The organism is Parablautia muri, from assembly GCF_009917485.1.
In the GTDB taxonomy this organism is placed as follows: Bacteria; Bacillota; Clostridia; order Lachnospirales; family Lachnospiraceae; genus Suilimivivens; species Suilimivivens muri.
Genome location: NZ_QZDT01000008.1, coordinates 104366 through 124271, shown reverse-complemented (window position 1 = coordinate 124271; position 19906 = coordinate 104366). Strand labels below are relative to the sequence as shown.

General features: G+C 42.5%; 24 protein-coding genes and 7 tRNA genes. 23 read left to right on the top strand and 8 right to left on the bottom strand.

Annotated elements, in window-relative coordinates:
- Window positions 1-128 precede the first annotated feature (128 nt).
- On the bottom strand, window positions 129-743 hold the full coding sequence (locus tag D5281_RS07635; protein WP_160559564.1) for a hypothetical protein: 615 nt from the start codon (window positions 741-743) through the stop codon (window positions 129-131).
- Window positions 744-944: 201 nt separating this feature from the next.
- Entirely contained in the window at window positions 945-1706 is a 762-nt protein-coding gene (locus D5281_RS07630; protein ID WP_160559563.1) for a hypothetical protein, read from the bottom strand.
- Between the two features lie 508 nt (window positions 1707-2214).
- On the opposite strand from D5281_RS07630, the gene D5281_RS07625 reads away from it, so the two are divergent.
- The 4 genes from D5281_RS07625 to D5281_RS07610 are packed head-to-tail and all read left to right on the top strand — an operon-like array spanning window position 2215 to window position 4473.
- Window positions 2215-2826 carry a DNA-3-methyladenine glycosylase I gene (locus D5281_RS07625; protein ID WP_160559562.1) on the top strand — a complete coding sequence of 204 codons (612 nt, stop codon included), beginning with the start codon at window positions 2215-2217 and terminating at the stop codon, window positions 2824-2826.
- Complete coding sequence (locus D5281_RS07620) at window positions 2816-3319, top strand: methylated-DNA--[protein]-cysteine S-methyltransferase (protein WP_160559561.1); 504 nt, start codon at window positions 2816-2818, stop codon at window positions 3317-3319. Before D5281_RS07625 ends, D5281_RS07620 begins: the two co-directional genes overlap by 11 nt.
- A 56-nt stretch (window positions 3320-3375) precedes the next feature.
- Window positions 3376-4062, top strand: coding sequence for a YkgJ family cysteine cluster protein (locus tag D5281_RS07615; protein ID WP_160559586.1), 687 nt, complete (start codon window positions 3376-3378; stop codon window positions 4060-4062).
- Between the two features lie 51 nt (window positions 4063-4113).
- Window positions 4114-4473, top strand: coding sequence for a BlaI/MecI/CopY family transcriptional regulator (locus D5281_RS07610; RefSeq protein WP_160559560.1), 360 nt, complete (start codon window positions 4114-4116; stop codon window positions 4471-4473).
- Here D5281_RS07610 and D5281_RS26905 read toward each other — a convergent pair.
- Both D5281_RS26905 and D5281_RS07600 read right to left on the bottom strand, forming a co-directional pair.
- Window positions 4405-4830, bottom strand: a complete 426-nt coding sequence (locus D5281_RS26905) for a 5-methylcytosine restriction system specificity protein McrC (RefSeq protein ID WP_334296610.1) — start codon at window positions 4828-4830, stop codon at window positions 4405-4407. The genes D5281_RS07610 and D5281_RS26905 overlap by 69 nt on opposite strands.
- Complete coding sequence (locus tag D5281_RS07600; protein ID WP_160559559.1) at window positions 4827-5063, bottom strand: hypothetical protein; 237 nt, start codon at window positions 5061-5063, stop codon at window positions 4827-4829. The genes D5281_RS26905 and D5281_RS07600 overlap by 4 nt, the downstream gene beginning before the upstream one ends.
- Before the next feature lie 123 nt (window positions 5064-5186).
- Here D5281_RS07600 and D5281_RS07595 point away from each other — a divergent pair, with 123 nt between their 5' ends.
- Window positions 5187-5420: a hypothetical protein gene (locus D5281_RS07595; RefSeq protein ID WP_160559558.1), complete on the top strand. Its 234-nt coding sequence runs from the start codon at window positions 5187-5189 to the stop codon at window positions 5418-5420.
- A 175-nt stretch (window positions 5421-5595) separates the two neighbouring features.
- Window positions 5596-6075 carry an MGMT family protein gene (locus D5281_RS07590; protein WP_160559557.1) on the top strand — a complete coding sequence of 160 codons (480 nt, stop codon included), beginning with the start codon at window positions 5596-5598 and terminating at the stop codon, window positions 6073-6075.
- A 235-nt stretch (window positions 6076-6310) separates the two neighbouring features.
- On the opposite strand, the gene D5281_RS07585 is transcribed toward D5281_RS07590, so the two are convergent.
- Together D5281_RS07585 and D5281_RS07580 are read right to left on the bottom strand one after the other, a co-directional pair.
- Window positions 6311-6994: a DUF2461 domain-containing protein gene (locus D5281_RS07585; protein ID WP_160559556.1), complete on the bottom strand. Its 684-nt coding sequence runs from the start codon at window positions 6992-6994 to the stop codon at window positions 6311-6313.
- 57 nt (window positions 6995-7051) lie between these two features.
- Complete coding sequence (locus tag D5281_RS07580) at window positions 7052-7897, bottom strand: RNA polymerase sigma factor (RefSeq protein ID WP_160559555.1); 846 nt, start codon at window positions 7895-7897, stop codon at window positions 7052-7054.
- Between the two features lie 344 nt (window positions 7898-8241).
- On the opposite strand from D5281_RS07580, the gene D5281_RS27310 reads away from it, so the two are divergent.
- Window positions 8242-8517, top strand: coding sequence for a DUF7677 family protein (locus D5281_RS27310; protein ID WP_456299538.1), 276 nt, complete (start codon window positions 8242-8244; stop codon window positions 8515-8517).
- A gap of 102 nt (window positions 8518-8619) precedes the next feature.
- Here D5281_RS27310 and D5281_RS07575 read toward each other — a convergent pair whose 3' ends face one another.
- A complete protein-coding gene (locus D5281_RS07575) occupies window positions 8620-9021 on the bottom strand; it encodes a VOC family protein (RefSeq protein ID WP_277935231.1) in 402 nt (133 codons plus the stop codon).
- Window positions 9022-9074: 53 nt separating this feature from the next.
- Window positions 9075-9923, bottom strand: a complete 849-nt coding sequence (locus D5281_RS07570; protein ID WP_160559554.1) for an MBL fold metallo-hydrolase — start codon at window positions 9921-9923, stop codon at window positions 9075-9077.
- 480 nt (window positions 9924-10403) lie between these two features.
- Between D5281_RS07570 and D5281_RS07565 the strand changes: the two genes are divergently transcribed.
- The 16 genes from D5281_RS07565 to D5281_RS07490 all read left to right on the top strand — a co-directional run bounded on the left by D5281_RS07565 (window position 10404) and on the right by D5281_RS07490 (window position 19873).
- On the top strand, window positions 10404-11120 hold the full coding sequence (locus tag D5281_RS07565) for a polyphosphate polymerase domain-containing protein (protein WP_160559553.1): 717 nt from the start codon (window positions 10404-10406) through the stop codon (window positions 11118-11120).
- Between the two features lie 155 nt (window positions 11121-11275).
- The gene (locus D5281_RS07560) at window positions 11276-11947 is read left to right on the top strand and encodes a DUF4956 domain-containing protein (protein ID WP_160559552.1); all 672 of its coding nucleotides are present in this window, start codon (window positions 11276-11278) and stop codon (window positions 11945-11947) included.
- Window positions 11948-12016: 69 nt separating this feature from the next.
- Window positions 12017-13747 carry a CotH kinase family protein gene (locus tag D5281_RS07555; RefSeq protein ID WP_160559551.1) on the top strand — a complete coding sequence of 577 codons (1731 nt, stop codon included), beginning with the start codon at window positions 12017-12019 and terminating at the stop codon, window positions 13745-13747.
- 283 nt (window positions 13748-14030) lie between these two features.
- Window positions 14031-14105 (top strand) — tRNA-Pro (locus D5281_RS07550).
- A gap of 20 nt (window positions 14106-14125) precedes the next feature.
- Window positions 14126-14196 (top strand) — tRNA-Gly (locus D5281_RS07545).
- 5 nt (window positions 14197-14201) lie between these two features.
- A tRNA-Glu gene (locus tag D5281_RS07540) sits at window positions 14202-14273 on the top strand.
- A 15-nt stretch (window positions 14274-14288) separates the two neighbouring features.
- Window positions 14289-14362 (top strand) — tRNA-Ile (locus tag D5281_RS07535).
- Window positions 14363-14391: 29 nt separating this feature from the next.
- Window positions 14392-14465: transfer RNA gene (locus tag D5281_RS07530), tRNA-Asp, on the top strand.
- A 17-nt stretch (window positions 14466-14482) separates the two neighbouring features.
- A tRNA-Val gene (locus D5281_RS07525) sits at window positions 14483-14555 on the top strand.
- A gap of 58 nt (window positions 14556-14613) precedes the next feature.
- Window positions 14614-14699, top strand: a tRNA-Leu gene (locus D5281_RS07520).
- A gap of 94 nt (window positions 14700-14793) precedes the next feature.
- A complete protein-coding gene (locus D5281_RS07515; protein WP_160559550.1) occupies window positions 14794-15045 on the top strand; it encodes a DUF3781 domain-containing protein in 252 nt (83 codons plus the stop codon).
- Between the two features lie 38 nt (window positions 15046-15083).
- Window positions 15084-15881: a class I SAM-dependent methyltransferase gene (locus tag D5281_RS07510; protein ID WP_160559549.1), complete on the top strand. Its 798-nt coding sequence runs from the start codon at window positions 15084-15086 to the stop codon at window positions 15879-15881.
- A gap of 39 nt (window positions 15882-15920) precedes the next feature.
- Entirely contained in the window at window positions 15921-16835 is a 915-nt protein-coding gene (locus D5281_RS07505) for a DUF3737 family protein (protein WP_330584879.1), read from the top strand.
- A gap of 130 nt (window positions 16836-16965) precedes the next feature.
- Complete coding sequence (locus D5281_RS07500; protein ID WP_160559548.1) at window positions 16966-17526, top strand: GNAT family N-acetyltransferase; 561 nt, start codon at window positions 16966-16968, stop codon at window positions 17524-17526.
- Between the two features lie 366 nt (window positions 17527-17892).
- Window positions 17893-18810 (top strand): ABC transporter permease, encoded by a 918-nt coding sequence (locus D5281_RS07495; RefSeq protein WP_160559547.1) that lies wholly within the window; start codon window positions 17893-17895, stop codon window positions 18808-18810.
- 16 nt (window positions 18811-18826) lie between these two features.
- A complete protein-coding gene (locus D5281_RS07490; RefSeq protein WP_160559546.1) occupies window positions 18827-19873 on the top strand; it encodes an ABC transporter permease in 1047 nt (348 codons plus the stop codon).
- Window positions 19874-19906 lie beyond the last annotated feature (33 nt).

The window sequence follows — 19906 nt, the reverse complement described above, 5'->3', positions numbered from 1 at the left end:
TTTTCAGCCATTCAATTTTACTCTGCATGAAAAATGCACCGGTTATACCGGTGCATTTTTTAGGTCAATTTGCAAAACACAGTTCATTGTTCTGATACTGTATGCTTTTAAGAGTTATGAAACCCTTCTTACTGTACTTTTACAAATACAAGTACGCCAGGAGCTGTCAGGTTAGCAACAACATGGTCTTCTCTGACTTCTTTAACATCAACGCTTACCCATGAGCCGTTTGAAGCCTGGAAAATCTGGATATTCTGCTCAGCTGTAACACCAGGCGTATAGAAGTTTACTTCCGCGTTGCTGAAACGTACAGGCGCTTTAACATCTACTACATTGATTGCGGTACCGCCTACGGAAGCAGCCTGTGCCTGTGCGGAAGCAGTATAAGTATAGTAAGCTTTGTCAACTGTGAATGAAATGTTGGTCTGCTTACCATCAACAATAACATTTCCACCCTGTGCAACAGGAGTAACCTCATCAATACCAGCTACTTTGTAAACAGAATTGCTGATGTACTCACCAATCTCTTTGCCTTCAGCGTTTGCAGCGTAGATTGTGGTAAGTGGAATACCAATAGCCTCTGCAGCAAGTGCTTCGGCTCTTGATTCTGCTTCAGCCTTTGCTTCATATGCAGATTTCTGAACAGAATTACTGCTCACGCTTTCTTCTGCAGATGCCATCATAGACATGGAAGCAACTGAAACAGTGGCTAATGCAAGTGCCATTAATTTTTTTGCATTCATAAAAAATCCTCCTTTAATATTTTATAGACTACGAGTTTACTATATCAAAACAATGTATATTTTACAAGATAAATTTACTATATTATTGATATTTTTTGATAATTATGAAAGATTAAAATAAAAAAGCACCGATCTTCATCGATGCTTTTTCATAATGTAGTTTATATAATATTAAGGATTTCAAGTATATAAAATTTAAACTTACTGTACTTTTACAAATACAAGTACGCCAGGAGCTGTCAGGTTAGCAACAACATGGTCTTCTCTCACTTCCTTAACATCAACGCTTGCCCATGCACCATTAGCATACTGGTAAATCTGGATGTTCTGATCAGCTGTAACGCCAGGTGTAAAGAAGTTTACTTCCGCGTTGCTGAAACGTACAGGCGCTTTAACATCTACTACATTGATTGCGGTACCGCCAACAGCAGCAGCCTGTGCTTTAGCATAAGCTGTGTAAGCATAGTAAGCTTTATCAATGGTAAATGTGATATTGGTTTCTTCGCCATCAACGATAACATTTCCACCTTGTGCAACAGGAGTAACTTCGTCAATTCCATCTACCTTGCAAACAGAATTGCTGATATATTCACCAATTTCTTTGCCGTCAGCTCTTGCAGCGTAAATTGTACTAAGAGGAATACCCATAGCCTCTGCAGCAAGCGCTTCAGCTTTTGCTTCTCTGTCAGCTTTAGTTTCAGATTTACCTACTTCACCTGTATTGACCCTGATCCAGTAATATCCAAGGCTGTTTCCACATGAATCATAAACAGGATAAATCCATCTGTCGCCATCTTGATAAGGGCTATCCACAGATTCAGCTCCAAGATCTGGGTAATCCTTACCAAGTATGTCAAGAACATCACCAGTAGAAGCTGGAGGTTCAGCGGCAAATGCCACCATGGACATAGAAGCCAACATTGTGCCAGCCAATGCAAGTGCTAGCAATTTTTTCATTTTCATTAGAAAATCCTCCTTTAATATTTTATGAATTTATATTTACTATATCAAATTAGAACCAAAAATACAAGAAAAATTTTACAAATTTTTCGAATTTCTTCATAAATATAGAATATTTAGCTAAGAAATAAACCATATATCAATTGTAAGGCAATTACAGTAATAATTGTGTAGCTTTATCGAGACTTTTATTTCTAATTATCGTACAAAACAGGGCAAAGGAAGATATAACAATTCGGTTTAGAACTTTGCATTTACTGTAAAGTCCGTAAAATAAGGATACAAATCATTTATTATCAGTTTTTAAATGTAAAAAAAAGCTGTATAATGAAACAAAGGGATTAGATTGAAAAATCAACCTGGCGGCCGATTTTACGAATCGCAAATTTGGGCTTGCACATAGTGTGCTTTGTACACATACAATTTGCGGGGAGCTGGCAAGAATGGGGGGTGTACCCTAAAATAAGTGGCATTTATAAGCAGGTATTTCAAAAAGAAAACGGAGGAAGCAATGGAGAACAAAATAAGATGTCCCTGGTGCTGTGACAATGGCATCAATCAGAAATATCATGACGAAGAATGGGGGATTCCGGTACATGATGACAGAAAGCAGTTCGAATTTTTGATGATGGAAGTAATGCAGTGCGGTCTAAACTGGACGATGATGCTTAAAAAACGGGAAATATTCAAAAAATGTTTCGACAATTTTGAATATGAAAAAATTGCTATATATAATGAAGAAAAGGTGCAGGAAATTCTGGAGGAACCTGGTATGATACGTTCAAGGAGAAAGATTGAGGCGATCATCAATAATGCAAAGCAATACATAAAGATTTCCCAGGAGTTTGGCTCTTTTGACAGTTATCTTTGGGCCTTTTCCGATTACAAGACAATTTTGTATAAAGGGCATAAGGAGGGAACGCCTGTTGCCAGAAACCGTTTGTCGGATATGGTCAGTAAGGATTTAAAAAAGCGCGGTTTTAAATATCTGGGTTCTGTAACGGTCTATTCCCACTTGCAGGCCTGTGGAATTATCAATGACCACGTGGAAAGCTGTTTTATGTACAAGCCTTTAATCAAAAAATATCCAGTTGTTTATAAGGAGCCGGAAGATGAAGCATAGCTGTTATTTACAGACACCCATAGGTGTTATTTATATAGAAGAAAATGGAGAAGCTGTCACGACCTTATGCTTTGACAGAGAGTATGAAAAGAAATATTGTTTGGATGCACCTGCAAAGGAAATAAAATTTCTTACAGAGTCTGAGACGGATTTGCTGAAAAGGGCCGGAAATCAGTTAATAGAATATTTTCAAGGAAAAAGAACAGAATTTACGCTGCCTTTGGCGCCCCAGGGAACGGATTTTCAAAAGAAGGTGTGGAAAGCACTCCGTACAATTCCCTACGGGCAGACGAGAAGCTATGGACAAATCGCCGCGCAGATTGGAAATTCGAAAGCCTGCCGGGCGGTTGGGGGAGCAAACAACAAAAACCCTATTATGATTTTCATTCCCTGCCACAGGGTAATTGGGGCAGACGGTTCGCTGGTGGGGTTTGGAGGCGGCCTTTATGCCAAAGAATATATGCTGAATCTGGAAAGAGAGGGAATACGGTGAAAAAGCTGACGCCCAAATTGGCAGGTGTTGGCAGCATGGAGGATTTATATAGAATAATGGAACGGGAAATTGATTTAAAAGAGATATCAGATGGAAGACTTTATGGGGCAAATGATATGGTAAAGGCAGGATGCAATGAATGTGCAGGCTGCTTTTCCTGCTGTCAGGGTATGGGAAATTCCATTATTTTAGACCCTTATGATATTTATAATCTGGAGACAGGTCTTGGCACCGCCTTTGAGGAATTGATGGAGAATAAGCTTGAACTGAATGTGGTGGATGGTATAATCCAGCCGAATTTGAAAATGCAGGAGGGGAATGACTGCTGTGCCTTTTTAAGCGGAGAGGGAAGGTGTGCCATTCATGGATTCAGGCCGGGCTTTTGCCGGATGTTTCCGCTGGGACGAATTTATGAGGGAAATGATTTTTGCTATTTTCTGCAGGTGCATGAATGTATTTATCCTAATAAAACCAAGGTAAAGGTGAAGAAGTGGCTGGAAATACCGGAGCTTGGTAAATATGAAGCCTACATAAAGGACTGGCATTTTTTCCTCAAGGATGCTCAGAAAATCGTGAAGGAAACGGAAAATGAAGCGATTTTAAAGAGTTTGAATATGTATCTGCTGAAACAATTTTATGTAAGGCCATATGAAGATTTGGCGGAAGAAAAAGGAAAAGGCTTTTACCAGCAGTTTTATAGGCGGTTAGAGGAAGCAAAGGAGGCGATTCAATTATATCGGTAAGATATTTTGCTCGTATTTTTCAGTATGAATGCTTTGGAGTGGAGGTTAAAGATGTCAGGATACAGACTTGGTGAGATGGAAATGAAATTTGCTACGATCATATGGAAAAATGAGCCGATTTCATCAGGCGAACTGGTAAAGCTTGGCGAAAAGGAGTTAAAATGGAAGAAGTCGACCACATATACTATTTTAAAGCGTCTCTGTGAAAAAGGGCTTTTCCGGAATACAAGCGGGATAGTGACTTCGCAGATTTCTTTTCAGGAATTTCAGGCGAAACAGAGTGAACAATTTGTGGAGGAGGCCTTTGCAGGCTCTTTGCCGGGATTCGTGGCAGCGTTTTGTTCACGAAGAAAGCTTGAGGAAGATGAAATACTGGAATTGCAGAAAATTATTGATGATTATAAAGAGTGAAAAATAAAATGGGATATAGAGAATGCAAATTTTTGTTTTTTTGCCTTTATCTGTGTAATTCGTTATAAATCTACGTAAATTTACGGGCAAATGGTGTAGTAATTGGTGTAGTAGATTGGTGACACCTTTCACATTTTCGTCATTGTATCTGCACCTAATGTATTTCTTGAACAGACCTTTCCGCATTGCTGTTTTCAGATAATATGGGAACAGGAACAGCAGAAAATGAAACAGCCGGTTATCCTGATTGGCATTCGATTCTAAGTCCACAATGTTGGGAAAGTCCATCACTCTGTCCAAAAGATACTGGAAGAAGAAATCATCATCCTCTCTGCCGAAACGAGACTGAATAATCACAGTTCTTCCTGCTTTGCCACTGCCTTTGAAGTGGTATTTTTTCTTCCTCTGATTGCATTATAGATTGCGAGGCAATCAGAATATGACTGCTGTGTATATTTCGACTTCCCAAGAAATGGCGTAATATCTTTTGCCTTATCAAAACTTTGTCCGGATTCCAACATCTTTCGGATATCATCCGAATTCAGAGTAATTTTATTAACAGTGGCATTGCCCGGAATGGAGATTGTCATATGTTTTAATGTACATTCTGTACGGTTCGGAATGGCTGCATCGTGCGGGGAGGATAAGCCGGTCTACACCTTTGAACTGACGCTCTCTCCCACCGAAAAAGACAGAAAAGGAGGAAACAGGGCATGAAAAAGAATCAGGCAGAAATGAACATTGCCGATAACCTGCTGTACCATGATACTTGGGAGCTGCTGACAGAAGCAACGAAAGGAAAGAAAGCTGTATGGCATACCTGCCTTGAAAAAATGCTCGTTGATATGACTGCAGAGAAGGTGATAAAGACAACCTTCAGTGAGGCAGAATACCCAAATGTACTGAAAACAGGTATAAGCCAGATGCCGGCGGGGGAATTTCGTTAAAAAATCATATCTTCTTATGAGGACGATTATACCTGTAATAGTAGTGTGGTACGCTGCTTTTTAATTTTTGATGTAATATAACAATTTTATATGTGTAATTTCCTTATAATTTCAAAAACAGCCTCATTGCATAAAACAATGGGAATGATTAAAATAAAAACAGGAGGTATCGAATATGGCGAATGAAGATAAAAAGGATTTTAATGCTATGCTGCATGATAGTAAAGATATGCCGAAGTTTCAAATAATCACTGATGAAAAAAGTATTAAAAAATACGGTGGAAATAAAATGTACTTTGCACCGCCGATTGAATACGATAGGGTAATGAAAAAAATCCCGTATGGAAAAGTAATCACAGTTGGAAAGATTCGCGAATACTTTGCCAAACAAAATGGAGCAGATTTTACAGAGCCGATTACGGCGGGAATTTTTACATCGATTGCAGCATGGGCGAGTTATCAGCGTTCAGATGATGAAACCCCTTATTGGAGGACTTTAAAAGCCAATGGTGAATTGAATACTAAATATCCCGGGGGCATTAAGGCGCAAAAAGAAAAGCTGGAGGCAGAAGGACATACGATTATACAGAAGGGAAGAACCAATATCAGGTATTTTGTAAAGAATTATGATAAGGTTCTTTATGAATTAAGCTGAGTCCCGATTTATGCAATCAAAGAACTGCGTGCCCTCCTGTCAGAGAATGCCAGATAAAGGAGGGAATCATCGGAATCCTTTCCTTTACCAGGCGGCTCTTAAAAAATAATCGTATCAGCCGTATGCAGTGCAATGTATGATTTGGGAATAATACTGGTGACTGGGAGATCTCGGTCGCCAACATTATTATGAATCACCTCTAAAAATTTAAAAATATCAAAATGATAAAATCTCTTTATCTTGCAGGCATCTGAAAATCTTTCAATGCCTGGTTAAGAAAATCATTAAAGGGTTTCATAATCCGAAACAGCCGTACTGCCTCTGCCAAAAACCGTTCCCCGTCAGCGACTATATCATCACTGACCGAATATTCCAGATACCAGCTTTTAAATTTCAAAAACTCCGCTTGCGGATGCTCTTTGTCATAACTAGTGGGCACATTTTTCAGAGCGGTTCCATGCACGGAAAACTCCTTCTGGAACTCAGGATCATGAAGGATATTCTCCCATTCTCCGCCATTTGCCGCAATATGATCCCGGACCATGGAAGTGGCATCTTTGAACGAAGCTGCAAACAGTCCACCGCCAAGGAAGGACTGGCCTCCCGGCTTGACCATCAGATAGTATCCGACCGGTACAGGCAGTTTTCCCCCAGGGCCGATATGCGCCCGGAATGCCGGATGATAAGGCGACTTGTCGTGGCTGAAACGGGTATCCCTCACCAGCTTAAAAGTCAGCTCTTTCGCCTCTCTGGGCAAAATGCTTTTGTCAAATTTTCCGATCTGCAAAATTAATTCCTGAACCAGTGCCTCAAACTGGGCATTTGCCTCTTTGTATTCTGCCTTATGTGCATGATACCATTCCCGATTATTATTTTCACTTAAGCTTTTCAGGTAGCTCAAAATCAACTGCGTATCCATAGATTCTCCTTCCTGCTTTGCAGACTATCTTCCAAAATACACGGAGCCTGCCATTTCCTAGCTGTTCCCGACAACGGAAAACGAAGCCCCGTTTAAAAATTCTTTGATAAACTGTTTGAGGTTTTCCGGGGACTGGTAAGTTCTGCAAAAGGAAAATTCCTGTGACAGGTCATCGATCTCCTCCATGGCCTCCTTTACATCCAGTATCACCTGGGCAGGTGCGGCTGGCTGGAAATAAAGCTGTGTGGGATTGATCCGATGACTCTGGATGGCATAGTTCACCCTGTCTGCACAGCGGCAGTTTCCCTTCCCGTATTCCCCACAGTATTCCCCCAGAAAATCCGCCATCTTTTTGCGCACCCTTGACAGACGCTGGCGGTAGGCCTCCGGTGTGATGCCCAGGATATCCCCGGCAATGCGGCTGTCCACATGGAACATGGTTCCAAGAATGAAAATACAACGGCTCTCAGTATCCAGGCACTGCAGCATCACATTGGTACAGGACAGCTTCAGTTCTTTCGCGAGGATTGCCTGCTCCACATTCTGGGTCAAATCCGGTACATCCTCTGTCCTGGCATTTTGGATGTCATCCCCATAGAACTCAAAGCTTAAAGGAAACTGGGCGAACATGTGCTTTTTGTAGTCCTTTAGGTGATTAACTGCAATACGGAATACCCAGGTGGAGAAGGCGCTCTCCCCCTTAAAGGATGACAGATGCGTCATGACCTTTAAAAGAATGTCCTGAGAGGCATCCTCCGCATCCGGAAAGGTCCCCAGCATCCGGAGGGACAGGTTGAATACCAGATCCTGTACACTGAGCATCACCATCTCCAGGGACGGCTTGTCTCCTGCGGTGGCTTTTTGAATCAGTTCCAGTAATTCTTCGTTGGTGAATGGATTCATAGGTCCTCTTTTCTGAAGTGCAAATGAGATTTGTAACGGAATATTTACAGAAAATCTTTTCATTCCTGTGTATAAATTTTGCTGCACTCCTTTACAAAATTTTCTCCGTACGTTTCATTAGACGATATTGTTCTCTCTGTGTGACAGAAAAATTTTTTTAATTCAAAGGGCATACGCCACATTTTCAACCTGTTTCATAATTTTTCGGAAGACATCGGGACTGTACCGCGGGGGATGACCGTTCTTGATTAGACAAGCCTTAATATAATAGTATAACCTTGCAGCGCATCTATTCAAGTGAACATATGTGGAAATACCTTTAACGATTTAATTTGCCATTATTTATGCGCTGCTGTACTGGTTATGGAGCAAAGATTTACTGTTTAGATAATCATCTGGAGGTGGATGAGAGTGGTAATGTTCTGAATTATAAATATTGTGAAAACAGGGCTGCACAGTATATCAAAAATATTTTGATGTCATATATACTGTTGAGCCGCCATTTGAAGAATGGGAAAGAGAGTTTTACCCCGTCAGCAAAGCGTTTTATGCAGGATAACTTCAAGGATATCAGAGAAAAGCACCGTGCAACAGGCTCGGTGCTTTTCCAAAAAGGGTAATTTTTACAGCTTGTTCCCTGAAAATATCAAAACTATCATTGCGTAAATCTTTTATTACCGCCTCTTGCATAGGCACGCTGTCCCATGTAATACCAGTCTTTTTTAGAGAAACTGATTCAATTCAACCTTTTCCTTATTAGGGCCGATAACAATAAAATATTTTACGCCGTTATCCCAAAAGGGCAGGAATTGGATTTCAGAATCCATAATGTCCAGACCTTTTTCTTTTGCAAGCTGGAATACCGCCTCTATGTTGGTGACATTCAGGGCAATATGATCCCAAGCGCCATTAGCCAGTGCCGCCTGCTTATTTTCATAGGTCTCAATGGTGATATCGCCAAGCCTTAAAAAGGCCACCTGCTCATTGGCTTTTTCATTGATTGTCCGGTACGCTACCTGGAAGCCAAATATTTCGTAAAACGCAATTGTGGCTTCTATGTCATTTGTAGGAAGCCCAATGTGTTGTAATCCTGTAATAAACGGTTGAAAATTATTTTTCATCATGATGAGTCCTTTCTGAAATGATGCAATCAGAATGTATCCTTTTTTATGTGTGCTTAAAAACTTAATGGTAAATATATTACACCTTCGCCCAAAGCGGGAAGCTGCCACCTGGCGGCGTCATCGATCTCCCTTAAAATCCGTACAAAATCAAGAGGATCTACGGTGTTTCCTTTCACCATATCATAATGAGTGGGAACGGTAACGGCAGCTTTTAGCATTATGGCCAGATTGGCAGTTTCCAGCATATTCAGATTCCCAATGCAGTCCCGTGCGGTGCGGAAATAATCGCCACCGTTGATAGGCGCAAAAAACAAGTCCGGAGCCTTGAGAGCCAGCAGATCGTTTAAAAGCTGCTGGGTCAGGTAGGTATCGCCTAAATGCAATATCCGGATATTCCCCATAGTAAGCTGATAGCATAATGCCACATCTTTTCCCTGGGCTGTTTTTTGGTGGACCGGGTGGGCCGCCTGAATTGGATATACCGTAAGTCCTGGCAATTGAAGTTCTTCTTTGGCACAGGCTTCGATGATACGCGGCCTATCAATGCCAGCTTCAACCAGCGTTTCTACGCAGTCTCCCGGCACGATAAATTTGGTATGTAAATCTGCCTTGGCGATTCCTGTAAGGGTTTCCAAAGCCAGATGATCCTTGTGCCCATGGGTGCAAAGAACATAGTCGGCGGTTACCTTGTCCGGGGAAAAGGGGGATGGATAATAGCGCATGTTATCTCCCTTTTCATCAACAAGGCTGTTTAACACAGGGTCAATATAAACGATCGCCTCTTTCTTGTATACAAAACCGCATTGACCAAGGTACCAGAAAATCAGCTCATGGGGTCCTGGTAGCCATTCTTTCATTTCTCGAAGCAGCCCGTTTCCCTGCTTATACCATTTTCGCTCCATAATCATCCTCCATGCTGCCAACACCTGCCAATTTGGGCGTTGGCACAAGTATAATTCATTTTATTTTAACACAATTCTATGATTTTTCCTATTTTGATTTAAGGAATTGTGTTGTATTGTCTGAAATCACATTTTTTTCACAATTTCAACATGACTTAGACAAATTTTACCTATAAAATTGAAACTGCACATAACGGTTCAGGCAGTCCAAATCAACAACCTCGCTGCAAGGAACGGGGAATTGACCCTTGCGGCAGTGGCCCAATGTTCATGTAAGCATGTCCACTTGGCTGGCTGCGAGCGGAAATCAATAGATAAAATTTTACATAAAGCCAACAAGACTGGTTTTACGCACCTGAATCATCCTCTCACGTTTTGCGAAGAAATGCACAGGTCTGTCTGAACGTTATTGGTGCATTTTAAATTGAGCTGCGGTGTGAGGCGGTAGTAACATACTCTTGTGGGAAAGGAAAGAATTGGATGGCAAATTTTCGGCATGAGTGGAAGCATGAAATTAATACTTCGGATGCGGCAGTTGTAAGGCAGCGTCTGATGACCGTGACAAAACCGGATCCGCACGCACAGATGATCTGTCTGCCTGATATTTCAGGAAGGCCTGGGATACACAGATATATATATGAAATCAGGAGTCTGTATTTTGACAATTTGACGGATAAAGCACTGCGGGAAAAAATTGACGGAGTAAATATGCGTGAAAAATTCCGCATCCGTTATTATAATGGAGATGCTTCAGTGATTCATTTAGAAAAAAAGAGAAAATGCAATGGACTTACCAGTAAGGAAAGTGCCTTGCTTACAAAAGAAGACGTTCAAAAAATTCTGTGTGGAGATTACGGCTTTATGGCTCATAGTCCTTATGCACTGGTGGTGGAGCTTTATCACAAGATGCGGACAGAAGGGCTTGCGCCAAAAACCATTGTGGATTACACCAGAGAGCCATTTGTGTATGCGCCGGGAAATGTTCGTGTTACGCTGGACTACAATATCAGAACCGGAATAGGGTGGACAGATTTCTTAAATCCTGACTGCGTGACGATTTCGGCTGGGGATCAGATTATGATTATGGAAGTGAAATGGGATGCATTTTTGCCGGATATTATTCGTGATGCGGTACAGCTTACAGGACGGCGGGCAGGCGCTTTTTCCAAATATGCGGCCTGTCGGATTTACGGGTGAGTATTATGTGGGTAATTGTGATAGAAGCAGCTGCCGCTTTTATGGATAGCTGCTATTTGAGCAGGGATGGAACAGGCGGTTTATATGGAAAGGGTATGCGAGTCGTATTGTAACAAACCATTCTATATATAGGAAGAAAAAGAAAGGATAAAAAGATGACATTTCATGATATTTTTAAATCGGGTTTTTTAGAAAATATGAACAGCGTGAGTATTTTTGATATGGTTTTGGCACTTGTTTTGGCGTTTGGGCTGGGAATGTTTATTTTCTTGGTTTATAAGAAAACTTTTTCCGGGGTTATGTACTCCTCCAGCTTCGGTGTGACACTCATTGCCCTCACTATGATTACAACGGTGGTGATCCTTGCGGTTACTTCTAACGTGGTATTGTCTCTTGGTATGGTAGGTGCATTATCCATAGTACGTTTCAGGACAGCGATCAAGGAACCGCTGGATATTGCCTTCTTGTTTTGGGCGATTGCAGTTGGCATTGTGCTTGCAGCCGGTATGATTCCCCTTGCGGTGGTGGGAAGTCTTGGTATTGGCATTGTTCTGCTGGTGTTTGTGAATCGGAAGCCACAATTAAATCCCTACATAGTAGTGCTTGCCTGTGAAAGACATGAAAGCGAGCAGCAGGCGGTGGAATTTTTAAAGGGCAAAGTACAGCGCTGCGTGGTGAAAAGTAAAACTGTGCAAAAAGAAAGAATTGAGCTTAATTTGGAAATTCGTATGAAAGAGGATAATACAGATTTTATGAATGAGCTGGCGGAAATGGATGGCGTAAGCAGTGCGGTGCTTGTCAGCTATAGTGGAGAGTATATGGGATAGCAATGTAACTATGAAATAATTTGTGCTTTCGCCCAAATTTGAGGGCACTGGCAAGGATGAGGGATTAGTATGTCAACACACAAACATATCGATAAAATATGCTGCATAGCGATGGTACTGGCGCTGCTCCTTACAGTTTTCTTTGTGAATGCCGGAAAACTGGGCGTTCAGTCCGTTATGGCCGAGGCCGGGTATGCGCTCAAACTATTTGACACATCCAAGGTTCATACGATTGATATTGTGATGGATGATTGGGAAGGCTTTTTAGATACCTGTGAGAATGAGGAATACACGGCGTGTGCAGTAGTGATTGACAATGAAGCATATAAAAATGTAGGTATCCGCGCAAAGGGCAACACTTCCTTAAGGTCGGTTGCCTCTTATGGAAATGACCGTTACAGTTTTAAACTGGAATTTGACTGCTATGAGAGCGGAAAGACTTATCATGGGCTTGATAAGATCAGTCTGAATAACATCATTCAGGACAATACCTATATAAAGGATTACCTTACCTACCAAATGATGCGTGATGCCGGTGTGGCAGCGCCTCTTTGCAGCTATGTTTATATTACGGTAAACGGAGAAGAATGGGGGCTTTATCTGGCGGTAGAGGGCGTAGAGGAAAGTTTTCTTGCGCGTAACTATGGAAATGATTACGGGGAACTTTATAAGCCTGACAGCATGGATATGGGCGGCGGCCGGGGAAACGGCGGTAAATTTGATATGGAGAAGCAGCGAGAGCTTTTGGAAGAAGAAATTGGATTCCCGGAAGGGATGGAAAGGAGAGCGGATTTGCCTATCCCTGAGAATCAGCAGGATTCAGAAGGTGATTTTGGAGACAGAGATAGAGACAGAGAATTTTTAGAAGACAGGGAATTTCCACAAGATAGGGAATTTCAGGAAAGGTCGGAAGGAGGATTTGCCCCAAAAAGAGACTCAGGCGAAGGGCAGATGCCTCAAATGCCGGAGAATGCTCCGCTGGAGGAAAGAGGCCCGGAAGGCGGAAACCGCGGCGGCATGGGTATGGGACTTGGCAGCGAGGACGTTGCGCTGATTTATTCTGACGATTCATACGACAGCTACCAAAATATCTTTGATAATGCTAAAACGGAGATATCGGATACGGATAAAGATCGTTTGATTACCTCCCTGAAAAAACTTTCACAGGGAGAAGAAATCGAAAGCGTTGTGGATGTGGATGCAGTTATAAAATATTTTGTGGTGCACAATTTTGTCTGTAATTTTGACAGCTACACAGGCTCTTTGATACACAACTATTATTTATATGAAAAAGATGGAAAACTGTCCATGATTCCCTGGGATTATAACCTTGCTTTTGGCGGATTCCAAAATCATGCTGATGCGGAGAGTATGGTGAATTATCCCATTGACAGTCCCGTATCGGGCGACAGTATTGAATCAAGGCCTATGATTGCATGGATTTTTAATGAGGAAGAATATATGGAAATGTATCACCAGTATTTTGCCGAGTGGATAGACAGCTATTTTACCAGTGGGCGCTTCGAGGAAATGATTGGGGAGGTAAAAGAGCTGATTGCACCTTATGTGGAAAAAGACCCAACGAAGTTTTGCAGCTATGAAGAATTTGAGGCGGGCTGTGACGCATTGAAGGAGTTTTGCCTGCTGCGGGCTGAAAGCGTCAGCGGCCAGCTTACCGGGGTGATACCGGCAACATCCCAGGGGCAGGCAGAGGATCGAGATTCTCTGGTAGATGCGTTCGGGCTGTCGCTTGAGGCCATGGGAACGATGGAACATGGTGGGATGGGAGGTGGTAGATAAGCCCCCCCCGTTTTGCGCGATATTAATATAAAGTTACTTTTCCGGGTCAGGAATGTGCATTTACTGCGTATTCCGTGAGAACGTGATTCCCAGGTGTGAGGGGCGATTTTTACGAAGCGAAACTTGGAATATCGTTCTGAATGTTACTATGAGCGACTCCCAGACCGTGAATAGTAACGATATAAAATTCGGCTTCTGTAAATTAATTAATTTTTATATTGACAGAAGCAAAGTCCTATTTTATAATATATTTTGTGCTGTAGAGAGAGCGGCAGGAAACCAGCGGGGTGTGGCTCAGCTTGGCTAGAGCGCCTGGTTTGGGACCAGGAGGTCGCAGGTTCGAATCCTGTCACCCCGATTGGCAAATGTATAAGATTTGCGGGTGTAGTTCAATGGTAGAACACCAGCCTTCCAAGCTGGACACGTGGGTTCGATTCCCATCACCCGCTTTTATGGCTCCGTGGTCAAGCGGTTAAGACATCGCCCTTTCACGGCGGTAACACGGGTTCGATTCCCGTCGGAGTCATTTGACAGAGTATATGGACCTTTAGCTCAGTTGGTTAGAGCAACCGGCTCATAACCGGTCGGTCCTGGGTTCGAGTCCCCGAAGGTCCACTCGACAATTTCATATTTGATTGATATTTGGCCTGGTGGCTCAGCTGGTTAGAGCGCCGCCCTGTCACGGCGGAGGTCGTGGGTTCGAACCCCATCCGGGTCGTTTTAATAAAAAAGATTGGGATCTTAGCTCAGCTGGGAGAGCATCTGCCTTACAAGCAGAGGGTCATAGGTTCGAGCCCTATAGGTCCCACGAGTCAATTATGAATTGGTAAGTTGTCTTGGTAAACGAGATGGCGTTCTATTGACTTGCCGGCGTGGCGGAACTGGCAGACGCACAGGACTTAAAATCCTGCGGGACTAATCTCCCGTACCGGTTCGATTCCGGTCGCCGGCATGAATGAAAAGAGAGAGAAATACAGCTTAAGTACTGTATTTCTCTTTCTTTTAGTTGCAAACTTGACAGAATTGGAAACATGGAGGTTGTTAAAATGAATACAGGCAGCGAACTGCGAGAGAATTTAGATAAACTGCATACAACGGAGCTGGGTGTGGTGCGGATAAAAAGAAATTTATCCCTGGACACAGACGATGTGGTTGGTTGGTGTAAGACTAAAATCGATTCTTCCAATGCTGTTATTGAAAGGAATGGGAAGAACTGGTATGTAAATATAGACAACTGTATTATAACGATAAATGCATACAGCTATACAGTTATCACAGCCCATAAAATAAAGAAATGAATTGGAAACTGTGTATGGGAAAGATGGAGGAATAGAGTATGGAGGGAAAGTCTTTTGACTACCAGAGAATAGCGGAAGGCTATGCAAATGACAGGCCCTTTCTCCACAGGCAGGTTATAGAGCGCATAAGAGAGGACTTACATATAAGCGAAAATTTCCGAAATGGACTGGATGTAGGGTGCGGCGCAGGTCTGTCCACGAAAGCGTTGAGACTTGTGTGCGATAAAGTGACGGGAGTAGATAGTTCCAATGAAATGATAAAGGCGGCAAAGGCTATATACAAGGATGAGGCTTACACCTTTTTACAGAGCAGCGCGGAAGATATCAAAGCACCGGACCAGAGCTTTGATGTGGTAACTGCGGCCGGGGTAGTAAACTGGGTAGATGAAAAAAGGTTTTTGACAAATTTAAGGCCCCTTATGCGGGAAAAGGGATTTCTCATTATTTATGATTTCTGGATTACGGATAAGATGAAAGGAAAGGACGCCTACACAAGATGGTGGTATGATAGGTATTTGAAAGAGTTTCCAAAGCCGCCAAGAAAAGAAAATGTATGGACGCAGGAAATGACTTTATCTTATGGATTTGCCTTAAATAACCGGAAGATGTACACATTAGAATATGAGTTTGACAAAGAGGCATTCATCAGATTTATGCTGGTGCAGTCAAATGTAAATGTACAGATTGAAGAAGGCAGGAAAACTGTCAGGGAAGTCAGAGATTGGTTTGATGTTTCCCTGAAGGATATTTCCCGGAACGATATGTTTATGGATGGAAAGGAAACGCTTATTTTTGAAGGTTATGACTGGTGTTTCCTTGCATCTGACAATTTATGATGGCAGGTAATTGTAACAGTTCGGGCAGGCGGAATTGCCATGGACTTTACGGTACATTTGGAAAAAGAAAAGCAGCAGGGATTATATTTTAGAGGAGGATATAGAATGATGAGAGAAATGATTACAAAAAAACAATTTGATGAGGAACGCGCATTATATCACCTGCAGGATACGGATGTGGCAAACTGCAGTTTTGCGGGTCCGGCAGATGGGGAATCCGCCCTGAAAGAAGCCAGGGATGTTGGGATAAAAGAGTGCCATTTTTCTTTGCGCTATCCCCTTTGGCATGTAAAGAAATTTACCATGGAAAAATCCGTCATGGATGATACGGCCCGGGCGGCCATCTGGTATGCGGAGGATGGAATCATTACGGACAGTACCTTAAACGGAATTAAAGCCGTGCGGGAATGTGCCAAAATACGGTTAGAACGCTGTCAGATTGTTTCGCCGGAGTTCGGATGGAAATCGGAGGATATTTCCCTTGTGGATACGGATATTACGTCTGAGTATCTTTTTTTAGACAGCCGGAATGTGAAGCTTTGCGGCGTAAAGATGCAGGGTAAATATTCCTTCCAATACGTGGAAAATCTTGGGATTGACGACTGCGATTTGGACACAAAGGATGCCTTCTGGCACAGCAAGAATGTGACGGTACGTGACAGTATTGTGAAAGGAGAGTACCTTGGATGGTTCTCGGAGGGGCTTACGCTGATCAACTGCAGGATAATCGGAACCCAGCCCTTATGTTATTGTAAGAACCTGAAGCTTATAAACTGCCAGATGGAAGGAACGGATTTATCCTTTGAGTATTCTGATGTGGAGGCGGATGTGCGAGGCCATGTTATCTCTATTAAAAATCCCAGGTCCGGTATCATCACAGTGGACAGCGTGGGAGAGATTGTGCGGGAAGACCCTGTTATGGAATGCACCGGCCAGGTGGTGGTCCGCGCCTGAAAAAGCAGACATTTTGTCAACATTTGTGCACCTTAAAAATTGGTGGAAAGCTTATAAACAGGCAGGGAAAAAGTGCAGGAGAGCCGGAGCAATTTGGAAACCGGAGTAAAAAAGAAAGGCAGGGCGGTAAATGGAGTTTCAGGAAAAAGCATTTCAATCAAAGAATGGAAATCAATATCTGCTGCGAAGTCCCCGGGAAGAAGATGCCGGGATTATGCTCGCATATTTAAAGAAAACCGCGCAGGAGACGGAGCGTGGACTTAGTTATCCGGAAGAAATGGATATGAGTATAGAAGAAGAAGCGGATTTTATAAAGCATTTTTTGGAAGATGAGAGAAGTATGATGATTTCCGTATATGATGACGATAAACTGGTGGGAGGCGCCAGCCTTAGCAGTGTGGGCGAGAAACAAAAAATACGGCACAGGGCTTCCATTGGCATTGCCCTTTTAAAGGATGTATGGGGGCAGGGGATTGGCCGCAGCCTTATGACGGAGCTGTTAAGCTTCGCAAAGGAGGCGGGATATGTTCAGATTGAACTGGAAGTGGTGGCGGACAATGTTTCCGCTATAGGTCTTTATGAATCCTTAGGCTTTGTGACTTATGGCAGACGGCCCAATTTTTTCAGGTTAAAAGATGGAAATTATGTGGAAGGGATTTTAATGGTTTTGGCTTGTAATAAGCTGCCCTGATGGCGGGCGTATGAAGTTCAAAATGATTAGATATCAGGCGGAGTGTTGTGATAGATGCTCCGCCATTTTTTTGCAATAAGCTGACTGACGGAGCAACGGCATTTGACAGAAAGTTGATAAATACCATAGATGGTACGAATTAAAGAATAATTTTAGATGAAAATATGAAATTTATTGCAAAAAGAATAAAAATGTTACAAAATGGTAACAAATTTTGCAGAAAAATTTTAATATAGAATTGACAAATAAGGTAGTTTTTTGTTAAAGTGGTAAAGTATTAGAGCTATGAAGGGAAGGGACGATGGAGTTTGACGGAATGAAACACTATGGTTCTTTCTTTTTAATATTGATTTAAGGGGTGTAAGTATGGCAAAGTATATTGCAAAAAGAGTCGGTCTTGCAATTGTCACAATTTGGGCGGTTGCGACCATTACGTTTTTTCTGATGAATATGGTTCCGGGCGGGCCGTTCCTTTCGGAAAAGGCGATCAGCCCTCAGGCAACGGCAGCTTTGGAGGCCAAGTATGGACTGGATAAACCTTTGTTCCAGCGGTACTTAACTTACATAGGGGATGCGCTGCATGGGGACTTTGGGGACAGTTTAAAACAGCGTGGACGTACGGTAATGGACATTATCAAGATGAAATTCCCCGTATCGGCCAGAGTGGGAGGCCTTACAGTGTGTGTGGCCCTGCTTCTTGGAATCCCGTTAGGATGTATTGCGGCGCTTAAAAGAGGAAAATTTCTTGACAGTTTGATCAGTGTAGTAGCTACCTGTGGTATTGCAGTTCCAAGTTTCGTTATATGCACACTGCTTCTTTATTTCTTTGGTGTTAAATTAATGCTGCTCCCTACGGTGGGGCTGTCTTCCTGGAAACATTTTGTTATGCCTGTCATGGCATTATCCTTTTATCCTACGGCTTATATTATGAGATTGATGCGTTCCTCCATGTTAGACGTTTTGGGACAGGATTATATGCGTACGGCCAAGGCAAAAGGCGTAGCGGGATTTTTCATTTTATTTAAACATGCTCTCAGAAACGCTATTTTGCCGGTTATCACATATGTGGGACCAATGCTGGCCTACACGGTGACAGGTAGTTTTGTGGTAGAGAAGATTTTTACCATTCCGGGGCTTGGGGGAGAATTTATCACCGCTATCAATGGACGTGATTATACCCTGATTATGGGGACTACGATTTTCCTTGCAACCTTAATCGTTATTATGAATGTGGTGGTTGATATTGTTTATAAGTTTGTAGATCCCAGAATTAAATTAAAGTAAGGAGTTTAAGGCGAATATGAAACAGAATCCAATCAGCTTTCAATTAAAACTTAACCCTGAGGATTTCCTGCCTGCAACGGAAGAAGAAAAGCAGAGCCAGGTTATCATGCGGGAAAGCGTAAGTTTCTGGAAGGACGGTATGCGCCGTCTTGTAAAGAACAAGGTGGCCATGGTAAGTATTGCGGTGATTATTTTGGTCATGATTTTTTCCTTTATCGTACCTGCCTTTTACCCTTATAGCTATAAGGAGCAGATGAAAGGTGCAAATAACTTAAGGCCCATGCAGTACTCGGAAGAAGAACAGGCCAGAATTGATGCGGGAGAAAAGGTTTTTCCTCATATTTTTGGGACGGATAAGATGGGACGGGATTACGCGATTCGTGTTATGATGGGGAGCCGTATTTCCCTTCTGGTAGGTTTGATTGCAACCGGCATTATTTTGATCATCGGTTCGGCCTATGGTTCCATTGCGGCGTTTTTTGGCGGATGGGTGGACCTTATTATGATGCGTATTGTAGATATTATTTACACGGTGCCTGATATTTTGCTGATCGTTCTTTTATCCTTTGCGCTTAAGGCCCCTCTTGGGAATCTTAAAACGGTGCCCGGGTTTGGCTGGGTTGGCATAGTAGGGGAGAATCTGATTAGTATTTTCGTAGTGTTTGCTCTTTTGTACTGGGTAGGTATGGCGAGAATGGTCAGAAGCCAGGTGCTTATGTTAAAGGAAAGCGAATATGTTACGGCGGCAAGGGCTCTTGGAGTGGGCAATGCAAAGATCATCAAAAGACATTTGCTTACAAACTGTATCGGAACATTGATTGTTACCACTACATTACAGATTCCTTCCTCCATTTTTACGGAAAGTTTCTTAAGTTTCCTGGGTATGGGCGTTGCGGTTCCCCTTCCCTCCCTTGGAAGTCTTGCGAGCGATGCAATCAACGGAATGAATACATATCCCTATCTTCTGTTTATTCCGGCACTTTTGATTAGCTTGATCATATTAAGCTTTAACCTGTTAGGTGATGGGCTTCGGGATGCTTTTGACCCTAAATTAAAAAATTAGATTCTACTTACAGGTTTGTGGATGCAGTGGGTC